At 41.1% G+C, this 15,499-nt stretch carries 15 protein-coding genes and 1 other RNA gene; 6 read left to right on the top strand and 10 right to left on the bottom strand.

Annotated features, from left to right (window positions below):
• The first annotated feature begins 179 nt into the window (after window positions 1-179).
• Complete coding sequence (locus SporoP17a_RS16225; RefSeq protein WP_083035653.1) at window positions 180-638, top strand: chemotaxis protein CheX; 459 nt, start codon at window positions 180-182, stop codon at window positions 636-638.
• Between the two features lie 59 nt (window positions 639-697).
• Here SporoP17a_RS16225 and SporoP17a_RS16220 read toward each other — a convergent pair whose 3' ends face one another.
• The 3 genes from SporoP17a_RS16220 to rnpB form a co-directional block, all read right to left on the bottom strand.
• Complete coding sequence (locus SporoP17a_RS16220; protein WP_083035650.1) at window positions 698-2,599, bottom strand: ATP-dependent DNA helicase; 1,902 nt, start codon at window positions 2,597-2,599, stop codon at window positions 698-700.
• Window positions 2,600-2,661: 62 nt separating this feature from the next.
• The gene (locus tag SporoP17a_RS16215; RefSeq protein ID WP_083035648.1) at window positions 2,662-3,789 is read right to left on the bottom strand and encodes a THUMP domain-containing class I SAM-dependent RNA methyltransferase; all 1,128 of its coding nucleotides are present in this window, start codon (window positions 3,787-3,789) and stop codon (window positions 2,662-2,664) included.
• Window positions 3,790-3,930: 141 nt separating this feature from the next.
• Window positions 3,931-4,306: RNase P RNA component class B (rnpB, locus tag SporoP17a_RS16210), an RNA gene on the bottom strand.
• 492 nt (window positions 4,307-4,798) lie between these two features.
• Between rnpB and SporoP17a_RS16205 the strand changes: the two genes are divergently transcribed.
• Window positions 4,799-7,063 (top strand): ATP-binding cassette domain-containing protein, encoded by a 2,265-nt coding sequence (locus SporoP17a_RS16205; RefSeq protein WP_083035646.1) that lies wholly within the window; start codon window positions 4,799-4,801, stop codon window positions 7,061-7,063.
• 39 nt (window positions 7,064-7,102) lie between these two features.
• Entirely contained in the window at window positions 7,103-7,777 is a 675-nt protein-coding gene (locus tag SporoP17a_RS16200) for a DNA-3-methyladenine glycosylase family protein (protein WP_083035645.1), read from the top strand.
• A gap of 58 nt (window positions 7,778-7,835) precedes the next feature.
• Here SporoP17a_RS16200 and gpsB read toward each other — a convergent pair whose 3' ends face one another.
• The 3 genes from gpsB to SporoP17a_RS16185 form a co-directional block, all read right to left on the bottom strand.
• Window positions 7,836-8,135 carry a cell division regulator GpsB gene (gene gpsB, locus SporoP17a_RS16195; protein ID WP_083036176.1) on the bottom strand — a complete coding sequence of 100 codons (300 nt, stop codon included), beginning with the start codon at window positions 8,133-8,135 and terminating at the stop codon, window positions 7,836-7,838.
• A 77-nt stretch (window positions 8,136-8,212) separates the two neighbouring features.
• Entirely contained in the window at window positions 8,213-9,487 is a 1,275-nt protein-coding gene (locus SporoP17a_RS16190; protein WP_083035644.1) for a ribonuclease H-like domain-containing protein, read from the bottom strand.
• A 282-nt stretch (window positions 9,488-9,769) separates the two neighbouring features.
• The gene (locus SporoP17a_RS16185) at window positions 9,770-9,991 is read right to left on the bottom strand and encodes a transcriptional regulator (RefSeq protein WP_083035643.1); all 222 of its coding nucleotides are present in this window, start codon (window positions 9,989-9,991) and stop codon (window positions 9,770-9,772) included.
• A gap of 126 nt (window positions 9,992-10,117) precedes the next feature.
• On the opposite strand from SporoP17a_RS16185, the gene SporoP17a_RS16180 reads away from it, so the two are divergent.
• Window positions 10,118-10,564, top strand: a complete 447-nt coding sequence (locus tag SporoP17a_RS16180; RefSeq protein WP_083035642.1) for a DUF4385 domain-containing protein — start codon at window positions 10,118-10,120, stop codon at window positions 10,562-10,564.
• A 258-nt stretch (window positions 10,565-10,822) separates the two neighbouring features.
• Here the strand turns inward: SporoP17a_RS16180 and SporoP17a_RS16175 are convergent, their stop codons facing one another.
• Window positions 10,823-12,112, bottom strand: coding sequence for a DUF2254 domain-containing protein (locus tag SporoP17a_RS16175; RefSeq protein ID WP_167693456.1), 1,290 nt, complete (start codon window positions 12,110-12,112; stop codon window positions 10,823-10,825).
• Window positions 12,113-12,295: 183 nt separating this feature from the next.
• Here SporoP17a_RS16175 and SporoP17a_RS16170 point away from each other — a divergent pair, with 183 nt between their 5' ends.
• Window positions 12,296-12,499 carry a helix-turn-helix transcriptional regulator gene (locus tag SporoP17a_RS16170; protein WP_083035640.1) on the top strand — a complete coding sequence of 68 codons (204 nt, stop codon included), beginning with the start codon at window positions 12,296-12,298 and terminating at the stop codon, window positions 12,497-12,499.
• Window positions 12,499-13,179, top strand: a complete 681-nt coding sequence (locus SporoP17a_RS16165) for a DUF3169 family protein (protein WP_083035639.1) — start codon at window positions 12,499-12,501, stop codon at window positions 13,177-13,179. The genes SporoP17a_RS16170 and SporoP17a_RS16165 overlap by 1 nt, the downstream gene beginning before the upstream one ends.
• Before the next feature lie 73 nt (window positions 13,180-13,252).
• Here the strand turns inward: SporoP17a_RS16165 and SporoP17a_RS16160 are convergent, their stop codons facing one another.
• The 3 genes from SporoP17a_RS16160 to SporoP17a_RS16915 form a co-directional block, all read right to left on the bottom strand.
• Window positions 13,253-13,621, bottom strand: a complete 369-nt coding sequence (locus SporoP17a_RS16160) for a DUF488 domain-containing protein (RefSeq protein ID WP_083035638.1) — start codon at window positions 13,619-13,621, stop codon at window positions 13,253-13,255.
• Window positions 13,622-13,852: 231 nt separating this feature from the next.
• On the bottom strand, window positions 13,853-14,206 hold the full coding sequence (locus SporoP17a_RS16155) for a hypothetical protein (protein ID WP_083035637.1): 354 nt from the start codon (window positions 14,204-14,206) through the stop codon (window positions 13,853-13,855).
• Between the two features lie 414 nt (window positions 14,207-14,620).
• The gene (locus SporoP17a_RS16915) at window positions 14,621-14,797 is read right to left on the bottom strand and encodes a hypothetical protein (RefSeq protein WP_167693455.1); all 177 of its coding nucleotides are present in this window, start codon (window positions 14,795-14,797) and stop codon (window positions 14,621-14,623) included.
• Between the last annotated feature and the right edge of the window lie 702 nt (window positions 14,798-15,499).

Below are 15,499 nucleotides of genomic sequence, written 5' to 3'. Positions count from 1 at the left end.
ACTTTTCTAATAGAGAAAGTATTGTGCACTTGTTCTCTACGTGATCGTGTTGGCTAATATGGAAGGATGCGAATGAATAGTGACTGTTTAACTATTCACTGAAAATTTAACTAGTCTTTTGGACATGATTGGTGATATGATTGAACTACAAACTTATTCGCGAAAGGGCGTTTCTTTAGATGGATACAGCAACAAATGTACAAAAAGTGTTAAATGCAACGATTGCTTCCCTTACTACTGTAATTCCATTAAAATTCCAAGTACTTTCCCCTGCCCTTATACAGCAACCTTATGAACAACGTGAAATCAGTGTATTGATTGGTTTAATTGGGAATATTAAAGGCCGTTTAATTGTAGAACCTACACAATCCATTGTCAGTGAAATTGGTCTAGCTATGTTCGGTATGCAAATCGAAGGAGAAATGGCTGAGTCATTCACTGGAGAACTCGGAAATATGATTGCAGGAAATCTCTGTATGGTTTTAGAAAAAGAAGACCTGACGTTGGATATTTCGCCGCCTACAGTCATGACAGGGCAAACTAAATTTTACGGCTTTAAGCAAGCGTTTAAAATTCCCGTAAAATTTGAAGATGATCAGATTTTGAACTTGTTGCTCACCATTGACGAAGAACGATAACAGTCAAAAAAACGTGTAGACATCGGAATTCCGACGTCTGCACGCTTTTTACTATCTTGTTACGAGAACGGTACAGGTAGCACCCGTTCAATAACCGGCAGTAATTCTATATTCTCCGGCTTGACAAATAAATGAATCGAACCGTGATCATCGCTCGTTCGAATCAAACGACCAATTCCCTGTCGCAAACGCAACAGCATAAACGGTAGTTCCACTTCATCAAACGGATCTTCCGCATATTCCCTTCTAGCTTGGAATAATGGATCATGCGGTGGAAACGGCAAATCGAAGATGATGACACGAGTCAACGCGTCGTTCGGTAAATCCAGACCTTCCCACAAATGATACGAGAAGAAGACAGATACTTTACGTTGCTGGAAGTCTTTCACTAATGAAGATAATGAACGCTCCCCTTCATATGTCACCATGACGCTTTGTTCAAGCGGTAATTGATCGTATGCTTCCATCATTGATTGCTTGGAATTGAACAATACCAATGTCTGTTCCTCTTCTTCCAATAACTCAGAAAGGCGTGCAATATTCTCTTCCGTCTTCCCTTGTTCCAAATGAATTTTCATGACATTTTCATAGTCGAATGGCGATGCGATAGAAAATGATTGATAATCTACGATCCCTAAACTGTATGCTAAATAATCAAATGATTTCTCAACTGACAATGTAGCAGAGGAGAAGATAATGGGCATCGTGCCTGTAAATAATTTTTCTTTTAAAATGGACGTGACCAGTCGCGGCATAATGAGCAGCGTACTATCTTCACGACGATTTTCAAGCCAATCTACTGCGTCATTGTCGCCTGCAAATAGCTCCATTGAATAAATGTACTGCTCCAAATACTCCTCGACAATTTTCAAGTCATATTCAGGAATGACATATAATTCGCCTTCAAAAACAAATTCTTCAAGAAGTTCATTGGATAATGCGACAGCTGTTTTAGCTAGCTTCATCATCTCCGGATTCTTTTCGATCGTTAACCGTTCATTGTCATTTTGCGTAGCATTACTTTTCAACTGTTTGAAAAACAGTTCATGCGTCTCAAGCAATTGCTCCATTAACTGCAAAGTGTTCTCTCGGATGCCATCCACCATAATCCGTTCAAGTAAGTTGATAATCGTTTGTTCTTGCACTTCATATGTCAACGCACGCTGAGCGGAATACTCCAGTAAATGTCCTTCATCAAAGACGACCATCGATACTTCTGGCAATAAAGGCAATTGACCTTGTCTAACACGAGATTCTTTCGTCCACAAATGTTCCATATAGAAGTCATGTGAGCAAATGATCAAGTCTGCAGCTTCACGATAATGATTACGGTGAATCGTTTGACCGCAACGATTACGAATATCACAAGCCGCACATTGCATGATCGGGTGGTAATTGATCATCTCCCACTCGTCGTCAGCCAAATACGGATAATCTGAACGCTCGCCATACGGATATACCGATTGCAATGAACGCTCCGCATGCACGAACTCCGGCATCTGATCTTCCACCAAATCAACAAAATCTTCGTTCGTCTTCATACTAGTCTCTTCCAAACGTTTTAGACAGATATACTGATTACGTGCTTTCGCCAAACGGACGTCCACGGTCATATTAAGTGCCGTACTCAATTTCTGAATATCGCCTTCTTCTTTGATCAATTGATCAATCAATGTTTCATCCGCACAAGAAATCACGGCAGGCTTCCCTGTATAACGCGCATACGCAATAGCCGGCAATAAGTACGCAATCGTTTTTCCGGTACCTACTCCTGCCTCTGCAAGTAAGACGTTCTTTTCTTTCAGCGCTTTTTCTATTTGAAATGCCATATAAATTTGTTCATCCCGGCATTCGAATCCTTTTTCTGTTAAATCATCATATAACGTATCCCCAAGCCAATCGTTGAGAGATTCGTAAAATGTTTGCCCTTTATCCAACTCAAATGGAATTTTTGTACTCATACTAACTCCTCCTGAATGCAAGCGAAAGGAAGAGGGATCTACTCCTCTTCCTGCCCGTCTAATTATGAACGCTGTCCCCAGAACTGATACAGATCAGTACGGATGAAGCCGTTAAATAGTTTACGTTTTTTTGTTGCACGTTTGCCGTACATCGTTTCATAGTTTTCAAGTGAAGATAAAATATAGACAGACCAAGATGGATAGTGTTTCATAATCTCACCAAGTGTCTCTGCAATCTCTTCCGCTTCTTCCACTTCACCAAGTCGTTCACCATATGGCGGATTGGCGATTAACACTCCATTTTGACCTTCCAATATCAGATCACGTACGTCTCGTTGCTCGAAAGAAATCAAATCTGTAAACCCTGCTTCCATCGCATTTCGCTGTGCCACAGAGACGATATTGTGATCTACATCAAAGCCACGAATATCAAGTTCCAAATCGTACTTCGCAACATCTTCTACTTCTTCGCGCACACGATCCCATACGTCTGCTTTCATCCAAGGCCATTCTTCACTTAAGAATGAACGATTATAACCTGGCGCTAAATTTTGTCCAATCATAGCCGCTTCGATCGCAATCGTACCTGAACCACAGAACGGATCTACAAACGGACGATTCGGGCTCCACTTAGAGAGTTTCACGAGTGCAGCTGCCATCGTTTCTTTCAGTGGCGCATCCCCTTGCGCCATTCGATAACCGCGTTTATGCAAACCTTGGCCACTTGAGTCTATTGTCAACGTTACTTTGTCTTTTAAGATAGATACTTCTAGTTTAAATAGCGGCCCTGATTCACCTAAGAACCCAGTACGTTTATACGCGCTATTCAATCGTTCCACAATCGCTTTTTTCACGATGGCTTGACAGTCAGGTACGCTGAATAATTTTGACTTGACGGATTTACCAGACACAGGGAACGCCGCATCGACCGGCAAGAACTCTTCCCACGGCAAAGCTTTCGTACGTTCGAATAATTCATCAAATGTAAAGGCTTTGAACTCACCGACGATAATCCGTACACGGTCGCCTACGCGCAACCACATATTCGCCCTCGCGATAGCTTCTTCATCTCCCGTAAAGTAGACTTTCCCGTTCTCTGTTTGACATTCATAGCCAAGATCTTTTATTTCAGACGCGACGATGGATTCAAGTCCCATCGCAGCGGTTGCTACTAATTTGTATTCACTCATGTTTCGACACTCCATTCTTTACTTCAGGTCAATATATCCTTTCCGATTTTTGAAAGGGTTATGTATGCGTTCATTTCTATAAAAAGAAAAACTCTCCCAAAACTGTAGGAGAGCTAATTGTAAGGTAAATGCCATAGAATATTCTGTAAGCCATGTTTTGTTCTTCGGTACTCAAACGGCTCACGCCTCGTACTTGAAGTGGTAATCATCTATCTACAGACTATTGCCTGTTCCTTCCTCCATTGAATTCTTTCGGAAGAACGCCCCTACCATAATTTGGGTTTCTCACTCGTGGGGTTTACCCGTTCCACTCGACATGTTTCCATGCCGACTACGTCACTGTGGCACTTTCAGGGAATCTAGTCCATATCCGAAGACTTAGGAGTTATTCCCGCCATCAATGCATATGCATTGCCCCGGCTTATTTTTTCACCGAGCACGAACACTACGGTCATCTCAGATCCGTGTGAGCATGGACTTTCCTCTACAACCGAAGTTGCAGCGATTACCTGAATACTCTCTATGGCACTCCTGAGTATACACCATATCAGTAAGTTACACAATGGATTTGATTGGAATGAGTTAGATTTACTGTTGGAAGTGAGTTGGAGAGCGAAGTAGTTGGATATCGATCACGTACCGGCGGTCATTTAGTGTGGATATCGAGTGGTTTGAGCGGTATTGAGCGGTTGGATAAAGTTTATGAGCGGTTAACGTTTGGTATAGAGCGGATACGAGTGAAGTATGAGCGCCCGAGCGAAGTAATGAGCGGGAGAAGCCAAAGTATGAGCGCTTAAGCGAATTAATGAGCGAAGACGACTTCGCTTGCGTGAATTGATCACTTTCCCAATTAAAAAACAACACCATGTGGATCGGATCGCAATTACGGGGCGTTGAGAGTTAGTCTGTCTCTCCCCCTTCCCTTCTATAATTACTTAGTGTAACTTCTGTAAAACAGGGAATTCATCTAGCAAGACTAGTATTTATGGTGTAAAGGAGGGCTCTCATTGTGAAGGATAGTAAAGATGAGATTGTTTTGCGTGGATTACGAGAAAACAATTTGAAAGATATAGATATAAATTTGCCTAAGGAACAGATTACGGTGTTTACTGGCTTGTCTGGATCAGGCAAAAGTTCGGTAGTGTTTGATACGTTGGCAACGGAGAGTAGACGGCAGATGACGTTGAATTACCCGTTGTATGTACGTAACCAAATGCCTCGTTACGAACGGCCACGTGCGGATCTGATGCGGCATTTGAGCCCTGTTATTGTGGTAGAGCAAAAGCCGGTTGGCGGAAATACTCGCTCGACTGTTGGGACGTATATGGACATTCATCCATTGATTCGTCTATTGTTCTCGCGCATCGGTACACCCGCAATTGGCTCGGCGACGGATTTCTCCAGTCAAAGTTCGTTTGGTAAATGTCCACAGTGTAACGGTTTCGGTGAAGTAGTGTACCCTGACTTGCATAAAATCATCGACTTGGACAAGTCACTCCGAGAATACGCTGTAAAGTTTAAGCCGTTGTCCCCTTCCGGTTGGCAAGGTAGATGGATGATGACAGGCGGTTTATTCGACCCCGATTTACCAATTAAAGAGTACCCGCAAGATCAGTATAATTTATTGATCTACGGACCGCCTGAAGGCGAAAGAGTGTTTGCACCATTCCATACGAAAGATGGTCCGCATGATCATGAATGGGACGGTTTATTACCGAGGTTCGTACGTCTATATATTAATCGAGATATTACGAAACTCAAACAAACGTCTCAAGAAGATGTACTGGCTGTATCGACACATACATTATGCCCCACTTGTGATGGCTCAGGGTTAAATCCAGAAGTGTTGAAGAGTAAAATCAACGGTTTCAATATTGCTGAATACGATAAATTGGAACTAACAGAGCTTCTGCCCGAACTAGAAAATATCCAAGATCCTCTTGGAGAGTCTATTGCACAGCAGGCGATTCCCAATGTGCAGCAATTGATTGATTTGGGACTCGGCTATTTAAGCCTGTCACGAAAAATGGGAACTCTTTCTGGCGGTGAAGCGCAACGAGTAAAAATTGCACGCCATTTAGGGAGCAGTTTAAACAATATTAGTTATATTTTCGATGAGCCAAGCGCAGGTCTTCACCCGGAAGAAGTCGATATGCTTATTCAGATGCTCCAAAGTTTGAAAGCTAACCACAATACCGTCATTGTGATTGAACATGATTTATCCATTATAAAGGTGGCGGATGAAATTGTAGAAATGGGTCCCGGTGCAGGTGCAGCAGGCGGTGAAATCGTCTATCAAGGGAAGCCGGCTGGATTAAAGAATGCTTCTGCATTAACGAAACTGGATCACAAAATAGAAATCAATCAACACCCACGTGAATCAAACGATCATTTTGTCGTGACTAGAGCGAATCAAAATAATCTTAAAGATGTATCCATTGATATTCCTAAAAACGTTCTCGTTTCAGTCTGTGGCGTATCAGGTTCAGGGAAAAGTTCTTTACTATTTGAAGCGTTTTCGGCAAAATACCCCGATATTATTAAAGTAAGCCAAGGCCGTATCGGAATTTCCAGCCGTTCTACGCTAGCTACGTATATGGGAATCATGGATGACATCCGGCAGATCTTGGCAAAAGAAACCGGACAGCCAGCTGGTTTATTCAGCTTTAATTCGTTAGGGGCTTGTCCAGTATGTGACGGGAAAGGCGTCACCACTCCAGATGTGGCGTTTGCGGACCCGGTAACCGTTGTATGCGAAGCTTGTGAAGGATTGCGCTATTCGGATGAAGCTCTTTCTTATGTATACCGCGGGAAAAATATCGCAAAAATCTTGGAATTGACAGTAGACGAAGCGAAAGAATATTTTGTTATGCCCAAGATAGTAAAAAGGATGGATATGCTCGATGAAGTCGGTTTACATTATCTAACGTTAGGACAAACGACGAGTTCATTGAGCGGTGGAGAAATACAGCGACTTAAACTGGCGAGCCACTTACAGAACGAAGGACAAATTTATTTGTTAGATGAACCTTCATTAGGATTGCATATGAGTGACAATGGTAAGCTACTCGAGTTGTTCCAGAAGATTGTAAACAAAGGGAATTCAGTCATCATCATCGAACATAACCTTGACTTCATTGCAGCTAGTGATTGGGTAATCGAGCTAGGTCCGGGCGGTGGAAAACGTGGAGGAACCATTCTCTTTGAAGGCACACCGCAAGAGATGCTGTCTGCTGATACATTGACGGCAAAATGGTTGAAGGATGGTGTGTGATGCCATTTCCACACAACTTAAAAACTAGAGGTGAGCGATTTGGAAATACTTCACATAACTACACAGGATCCAGCAGTTCAATCTATTTGCGCAAAAGATCCTAAACTGAAACAGTTGATCTCGCTAGTTGGCGATATGGAAATACCTTTACGAACAGATTATTTATCGTCTATTGTTCGATCCATGATTGGGCAGCAGATCTCAGTACAAGCAGCGAGCGCGATTTACGCTCGGTTGCTCGATTTGCTTGGAGGGCATATAACGGTTGACGGGTTGATTAAGACGTCAAAAGAAGAGTTAAGAGAAGTAGGCTTAACTATGAGAAAATCCGAATATGTCAAGGACCTTGCGGATAAAATAGCAAATGGTGATCTGGATCTTCTCCATATCGCAGATTACGATGATGACACGGTTCTCAAACAATTAATCAATGTCAAAGGCATCGGTAAATGGACAGCAGAAATGTTTTTGGTTTTATCACTTGGCCGTCCAGACGTGCTTGCTGTCGATGACGTAGGAATCCAGCGAGCTGCACAGTGGCTGTATGGAGTGGAAAAGTCCGAACGACGTCAGCTACTCGTTGAGAAATCACCACTTTGGGCACCTGAACGTTCCATTGCGTCCCATTATTTATGGGAAGCCATTCATTTAGACTTTGTTCAAGATTATACATCGCTGGAGGAATTAATCCAAACGACAAATGAACGTAAATGAATTGAAAAAGAACCGCCACATTCACACTGTGGCGGTTCTTCTATTTCAAGTTGTCATTTTACTGTTCGGGCTGAACCAGTTTGTCGCCAAATACTTCTCTTTCAAGATTCGCAATGCGCTGAATGATATCAATATTCGTTGTTTGAGGAGCCGGTGTTTGAGAACGTCTTTGGGAAGAATTGACTTCTGACTTCAATCTCGTGTTTTCTTCTTGTAGACGTGCAATTTCCTTTTTAAAAGTTTCATAGTCTTGAATGACATCATCCAAAAACCAGTCCACTTCCTCTTGTTTATACCCTCGAATGGCTTGTTTAAATTCTTTTTCTAAAATCGTTTTCGTATCCAGCTTTAATTCCATGACAAAACGTCCTTCCGTCTGTGATTCCATAAGGTCATTATAGCATATGTTGTCATTCCTTGTCTTACCGAAAAAGACTATTGTTCTTCTCGTGGCGCTTCTTGCGCTTGCCCAGGAAATAGTTTTCTATTCACTCGCATTTCCCGTTTTGCTAAAGACTTCGTCATCCGATGACTAAAACGTGAAGTAAATTCATCGGATTGCTGCAATAGTTGATCCGCACTTAGTATGCGCGCATATGCAAGCGAGTAATCCTTTACTTGATGTTCATATAACTTTGCTAGTTCCTCGTAAGCTAGTACTTGTTCTCTGCCAGTGCCATACGTTGCAACGATTTCAAATGATTGAATGGCTCGATCGAATTCTTTATGACGCTTTAGTAAAAAACCTAAATGATAATGCGTCATAGGATAACTCGTCCCGTACTCTTTTGCAATTCGTTGGAGTTCGATATAACTATGATCTTTCAAACCGAGATCTTGAAACCATTTGGCGATATTCGTTGCGATTTGGGCATTTGACTGACTAGTTTCTTCCATGACCATATCAGTGGATAGGCTAAACAGTGTCACAAGCGATAGAATATCCCATTCATTATGCCACATGACTTTCATCAAAATTTCTGCGCGACCATTTTTCACCGCATCTTGATAAATAATAGGCGCCATATGGCCAGGTATATCATCTTTCCGGTGAAAGCCTAGCTGCGTTCGCTCTACTTCGGTCAACTTGAATGATTCCATCTGCCCTTTCCAAATTCGGCGCGATCCATGTAACAAATCAATTTGATGCGGGACAGGCAGTGGTGGCAACAGTTTCCGATGTAATGACCAACGTGTTTGGAGTTGAGGGAAATCAAAGCTTTTCCCATTATATGTGACGAGTGTAAGTCCTTCTTTCCACAATTCTGATGCATAAAGAAATGCCGCTTCATGATCGGGATTCGGCAACACATACTGTGTCATGATGAATTCATCGGACTGTAATTCCAGTAGCCCAATGAGAAAAATGACAGCACCAGCGCCTTTCAAACCGGTCGTCTCCGTATCGAAAAATAGCAGCTTACCGGCATTTGGGGCTAATGGATGCAAATAATCAGCTTCAGACCATTTCATCAGCTTTTGCTTCACATCTCCCAAACGAAAATCCCCGTGCATCGTATCGAGCGGATAATGAATCACACGCTTATAGACGACGCCGAATTCATTTTCTATTTTCTCCATGCCTGTTGTTAACCAGCGTTTTTCATAGCTTGGTGCGGGTGGTGCCTTGAAAGTCTCTTCCACTTCCTTAACCACTGTCGTCTTTTTCAACAGCGACTTCATCGCCATCAGCTTCTGCTCATATGACATGACGATTCAACTCATCTATCTGTTCCCCTATTTGTTGGCTATCCACTATATGTTGAACCCCTTGTCTATAGAACGGATGCATTTTTACATGCGTTACATTCTGGTCTATCATAACTTCACCTCAGAAATGATTGTCATGCTTTAAATTATACATGAACTATCAAGTTTTATATGAAATTTGATTTTCTTGTGTTTCATTATTTCATACTTCGAACAACGTAAAAAGCGATGTATCCTACAAAAACAGGACAAATCGCTTACGTTCACTCTATATGATTTCGATTAAACTACAACCGCTTCTCTCACTTTTACAGGAACAACTGCCAGTACATGATCGATCAGGAAAGTTCGTTTGGAATTACGCAAAAAACAGTATGCTGTAAATGTTTTGCCATGTATAGTCAGTACACGGATTTTTCGTTTGCTAATGGAACCATCCTTCGCTTCATACATCACTTCGAGAATATCACCATATCGTAACGCCTTTTCTAATGAACACCGCACATTCGTTCCCTCCCTTTGTTTCAGTATAAAGAATGTACGTTCGATTGTAAAGTATTTTACATAATGTATTCTCACGTTTTTCACCATTCTATCAAGGGTACTGTAGAAGAAAAAGGATGTGAGTAAATGCCCTTCGATTATGATTTGGATTACAGTACGTTAGATTTACGCAAACAGCCCGAATTATATAGAGTAGGAAAAGGTGAACAAGGTGTATTGTTAGTTGAGCCTTACAAAAGTGAAATTTTGCCTCATTGGCGTTTTAAGACGCCTGAAATTGCGAAAGAGTCCGCAGATCAAATTTGTCAGCTTTTTGAAGAATATCGAAAGCAGGATGACTTTGTCGGCATGGACATGGCACGTAAATTCATTCAAATGGGCTATACACGCGCTCGTCGTTACGCGAATCATAAAAGTGGACGGAAGTATAATGAAGACGGAACGGTAAAGGCGCGCGATATGGATCCGATCAAGGCAGAGTCTGCAAAGATTTTCAAAGAACGATGGGATGCAATTCGTGAAGATGAGGATTATATTAAGCGAAAAAAAGCACATCAGAAAGCATATGGATAATACTCTATAATGTGAGGCTCGGATATACCTATCTCGCCCCGTTTCCCTGCAATCCGAAAGGCACGCTTTCCGTGGGGCGTGCTTCCTTCGCTTTGCTCCATCTAGGGTCTCAAGACGCACGCTGATCCCTCAGGAGTCGGCCTTTCTCCCTTCCGGTACACTCTGATACTCTAAAAAAATAGTTACTGACAAGAACAGATTAAAAGCGTAAAGGACTCATTCCCTAACGTTTTTTCTGTTCTGTCCCAACCTCTTCATTTACTTCGTCAGTTCGTCTATCACTTGACGTTTCTCTTGCAACCGCGAGCTATCCAAGGGCTCAAGTACTGAATGAGTGAAATGGTTCCACGCGTAATTGGTCATCAGCAAAACGAGTTTTTTCGTTTTTTCATCTTCCGCATTACGTGCAATATACAGAAGAGCGTCCAATAAAGCATTGAGAATACTTGCATCTTCTTTACCGTAATAACTAATTTGGCTGAACGCTGCATAGAAATAGTCTTCTGAACTTGGATACACCGTCACTACACACGGTTTGTTCTCCTCCGTATACGTCACCGCAATTCCTCCTGGTAACAAAGTAGCGCGCTGCAACACTTCCCCTATCGAATGAATACAACGGACAGCAGTATTCGGGTCATTGATTCCTGGTGATAGCGCTCGCAATGCGATTTCCACAATTTTTTCGATCCCATACTCTACATCTTGTAAAATCGAGCGTTCTTCACCTAATACGAAATGCGATGAAAGGTTGTCAGTAGAAAGTTCTTTCTGAGAATATACAGTAGCAATACTCGTATGCGTTCCACAAAATGCGCCGATTGGTTTTACTACATCCACAATCGCTTGGTGATCAATCGCCCATTTCGTCAATTTCTCATACTCGATATATTGTATATAGCCATATTTTTCACCCCTCACTTCCGTAACAAATGGAAAGCTTTGTGCAAAAAAAGGCTTTTCATCGCTCCAGACGACGCGCTTTCTTTTCATTCCATTTCTTTCACTGTTGAGCGATTTGAGAACATCATCGGTTAATTCACGAATAAGTCGACTTACTTGAACCGAAGTTCCGACGTTATGTATGAAAAATGCGAAGAATGCTAAACAAACCACTGCAAGTACGACTCCGACAGAAGCAGATATCACTTCATGATTGATGGATGCTTTACGCATGAATAGTAACGACAGTATGGTGTAGACAAAGCCCCCCATAAAGATACCTAACACACGTTGAGTAGATGATTTGTTCAAGAAATTCTGAAGTGCTCGTGGTGAAAATTGTGAAGAATACATCGTCAACACGACCATGATCGTCGAAAACGTGACGGTTGTCATAGTGAGCAATGCGCCTGATAACGTACCTAAAATCGTTTGCGCTAAATCTACTGTCGTTCTGAAGTAGCTAGGTATGTATTCTTTCAGGTCATTATTATACTTTGTGTCGACTAATACCGTAGCAATCGCAAAAATAGATGCGAGAATCGTATACACGCTTGGAATGAACCAAATACTTTCACGCATCTTCAATAGTAATCGTTTGAGCATAGGCCTAGTCCCCATTCCTTGTATCAAAATGATAACTATATTTACTATACCCTGTATGGCTAATTAAAAACGGTAACGAATACGCTGTAAACAACATAAAAAGACGCGCAAAATAGTCATTTTGACAATTATAGTTGTCATAATGAATATAATACGTTACAATTCATTTAAGAGGTGAAGCTGATGCAGACGAGATTAAAAGAACTACGAGCGCGTGACGGGCTCAATCAAACGGAACTTGCCAAGCTGGCGAAAGTATCCAGACAAACGATTAGTTTAATTGAAAGGGAAGAATTTGTGCCTTCCTTGCTTATTGCGAAACGGATTGCACATATTTTTGATGAGACAATTGAAAGTATTTTTATTTTTGATGAGGAGGAACTATAATGAGAATGATTATTTGGACACTTGTCGGTGCAGTAGTCGGATTCTTTGGAATGTATGCTGCGTTATCTATTGATTTCAAAGCAGGCTTTTCGCCTATTGGATTTGAGTTAAATATAGTGTTGATCGCCATCACTTTACTGCTCTTTGTCTTCATTGCGGTCAGTTCTACACAAATGAAAAAGAAAGCTGGTCTTACACTGACGGGTGTTGACGAAGACGAACGGGATATGTGGCAATATAAAAAATTCAGTGACCTGAACTTATGTAATACGATCGCACTGATTGTAAGTATTGTGGCAATAGGTGTCTCGATCATCACCGATCAGCCGGCATGGTTATTACTGACTTCCGGTGGGATTTTACTACTATCTATCGTGTTTTCCATGTTGGTGCCCGGTTTGATGAAAACTGTTTATCCCGACCGTGAGCTACCATCAGCTTCTGAAAAAAACTTTGCCAAGAAGCTGCTAGACGCTTCAGATGAAGGCGAGAGATTCGTTATGCTTCAAGGCTATTATAAAACGTTTAACACGATGAATCTGTCATTGATTATCGCATTAATGTTATTTATTCTGTATTCTGTGGGCACAGGTGACTCCCAGTTATTCTCTATTTTCATTGTAGGTCTCATACTGATTGTAACGAATGCACAGTATTTGCTAACCATTCGAAATAAATGACAGATAGATCAATAGAATCCTAATCGCTGTTCAAGTACTTATTGCTTTGAACAGCGATTTTTGTATTCACCCATCACACTTGCTGACGATCCAGGATTTCTTTTAAAACTACAGCTTGATTATTTTTTTCATCCTTTGCACCAAACACTAGCGTTATGTCCTTCTTATGTTCTATCGTCCAGTCTTTCAGCTTCTCTAACTCTTCTTGCTGTTCCTCATTGCTCTTTAATTCTTCTTTATACTTTTCTTTGAATTGATCAAATTTATCAGGATCATGATCAAACCATTGACGAAGTTCTTTACTCGGTCCTATTTCTTTTAACCATTCATCCACTTGTGCATCTTCCTTGCTCATTCCACGTGGCCAAACACGATCGACAAGAACTCGCATTCCATCTGCTTTCTTCGCCTCTTCGTAAACCCGTTTAATCTGAACTGGCATATACATCTCCTCCTATTCGTCTCTCTTATTTCATTTACCCTAAATTCTACACAGTAACATGTGATTTGTTCTTTTAAGTGGCACATAAAATATGCAACGTCGAGATTCATCTCGACAATATCTTTATTCTTTCTTTACTTAAAGTACATTGGTTATAGGTTTGCCTAGTATGGATTACTCCATTTGACCGTTTCGAGTACATCCGACGTTTCTATTTGTGCCGTAATCGTTTCAATCTGAAACGTCCAGCGTACCATTTTGTGATAGGAAGATCGGTTTCGTATAATCGACACGATACCATTTCGTTCTATCAATTTTCATTTTATTATACGAAGAATTAGAGATTAGATAACCTTGGGATTCTAGACTGTAAATAGTACGTCGAATTTTATTGAGTGACCAAAATGGGATTTCCTCTTTCCAGTCTTCATACGTTTTGTACACCCACTTATATCCATCACGTTCATTTTTTGATATGAGTGAACGATAATGCAGATGCTGCAGTAAAAAGGCTTCATTAAATCCAATTTCCATAACTAAAGTCGTTTGCAATCTAAAAGATGGTTCATCGAGTAATAAATACATAGTATTTCCTCCTAAGGGAATCGAGTGTAGAAGATTTATTTTCATCTCCTCACATGCTATATAGAGGCATAATGTAGAAAGGATACACCTACTAAAAATATTTTTACTACAAGAGTGGGAACGTGTAAATTTAATGGGTTCGGTTGATCAGGTGAAAATACTTTATTATTAACTAAAATACGGTATGACTCTTGCCAGAATGGACGAGTGAAAAAAGAATAAGAAAATGCCCAGGCTTTGATGCCTGAGCATTTTCTTATTCTGCTACCGTCCTATAGTCGGATAGCGATATAAAGACGTTGTTTTCTGTTCCTGGCTTATGCTATTCCTACAGGAGTCGCTGCCTTCCGCTCCATTCAACTTAGTGACTTCAAATAAAAATTGTATGGCAATCGCGCCCAATTATAGTAATTGCTATTCTTTCTTAATGGACTCTCGGCTCATTAAATAATAAGCAGTGCCAGCTATAAACAACCCTGTGCTAAGCCACATTGCTATACCGTTCCAATCACCATTAAACAATGTAATGTTTGTTAAATTCACAACGTATATTGCAATTAAAATAAAGTACAGTCCCATTATCTCTTTCATTTTTACACTCCTCATAATGGCCCCATAGTGGTAAATGCTTATTCGGCTATCGCCCCTGATTCTACAACAATTTATTACTTCATTCGGATAACAAAGACCGTACTAACGATGAAGTAGTAGATAGCGAGAATTGATAAAGAATCGGTTAACACAGTCGACAAATCGTTACTTCGAACAATAAATCGCCATATGAAAGAACTAATTACAAAAAGTGTTGGGAATAATAGAAAATACCCCAAAAAGTACAACTTTGCTTTTGTCACTATGACTCACCCTTTTGTTATAAAATGGCCCTATTACTGAGCAGATGCGATCCTTGTTTCAGAATCGCGCCCGATAGCTAGATAGTGGTTTGAAACCGTTGATCTGCGCTACAACCGGACGCTTTCTGGAGGGCGGGCGGTGAACCACACCCCTCACTTCGCTCGCTGGGTGTTTCACCTGTCAAAGCAAAGATATGCTCCTTCCCGCTGCGCTTCACTCGCAAAAGCCCTTCTTCGTTACGGCTCTCGCTGATCCTCCCAGAGTCGCTGGTTTCCGCTCCGATCAACTAGCTGACTACAGAGAAACTCTGCGACAATCGTGCTCGATTCTGGAAATAGGCTTTTTGCATAAATCTATTCACTTGCGGTTTTTTCACCATATTTATTTTCCATAACGTAAAAAACAAAAAGTGTTATTAGAATAATGAATGGAGTTGTA

This window comes from Sporosarcina ureae (genome assembly GCF_002082015.1).
In the GTDB taxonomy this organism is placed as follows: Bacteria; Bacillota; Bacilli; order Bacillales_A; family Planococcaceae; genus Sporosarcina; species Sporosarcina ureae_A.
The sequence above is the reverse complement of the archived record's forward strand: the minus strand, read 5'-3'. Positions and strand labels throughout refer to the sequence as shown.

What these genes read in the sequence shown, in the direction of transcription:
- SporoP17a_RS16225 (WP_083035653.1), top strand. Translation starts at nt 180, where the DNA reads ATGGATACAGCAACAAATGTACAAAAAGTGTTAAATGCAACGATTGCT.
- SporoP17a_RS16220 (WP_083035650.1), bottom strand. Translation starts at nt 2,599, where the DNA reads ATGAGTACAAAAATTCCATTTGAGTTGGATAAAGGGCAAACATTTTAC.
- SporoP17a_RS16215 (WP_083035648.1), bottom strand. Translation starts at nt 3,789, where the DNA reads ATGAGTGAATACAAATTAGTAGCAACCGCTGCGATGGGACTTGAATCC.
- gpsB (WP_083036176.1), bottom strand. Translation starts at nt 8,135, where the DNA reads ATGGAATTAAAGCTGGATACGAAAACGATTTTAGAAAAAGAATTTAAA.
- SporoP17a_RS16190 (WP_083035644.1), bottom strand. Translation starts at nt 9,487, where the DNA reads ATGTCATATGAGCAGAAGCTGATGGCGATGAAGTCGCTGTTGAAAAAG.
- SporoP17a_RS16180 (WP_083035642.1), top strand. Translation starts at nt 10,118, where the DNA reads ATGCCCTTCGATTATGATTTGGATTACAGTACGTTAGATTTACGCAAA.
- SporoP17a_RS16175 (WP_167693456.1), bottom strand. Translation starts at nt 12,112, where the DNA reads ATGCTCAAACGATTACTATTGAAGATGCGTGAAAGTATTTGGTTCATT.
- SporoP17a_RS16170 (WP_083035640.1), top strand. Translation starts at nt 12,296, where the DNA reads ATGCAGACGAGATTAAAAGAACTACGAGCGCGTGACGGGCTCAATCAA.
- SporoP17a_RS16165 (WP_083035639.1), top strand. Translation starts at nt 12,499, where the DNA reads ATGAGAATGATTATTTGGACACTTGTCGGTGCAGTAGTCGGATTCTTT.
- SporoP17a_RS16160 (WP_083035638.1), bottom strand. Translation starts at nt 13,621, where the DNA reads ATGCCAGTTCAGATTAAACGGGTTTACGAAGAGGCGAAGAAAGCAGAT.
- SporoP17a_RS16155 (WP_083035637.1), bottom strand. Translation starts at nt 14,206, where the DNA reads ATGTATTTATTACTCGATGAACCATCTTTTAGATTGCAAACGACTTTA.
- SporoP17a_RS16915 (WP_167693455.1), bottom strand. Translation starts at nt 14,797, where the DNA reads ATGAAAGAGATAATGGGACTGTACTTTATTTTAATTGCAATATACGTT.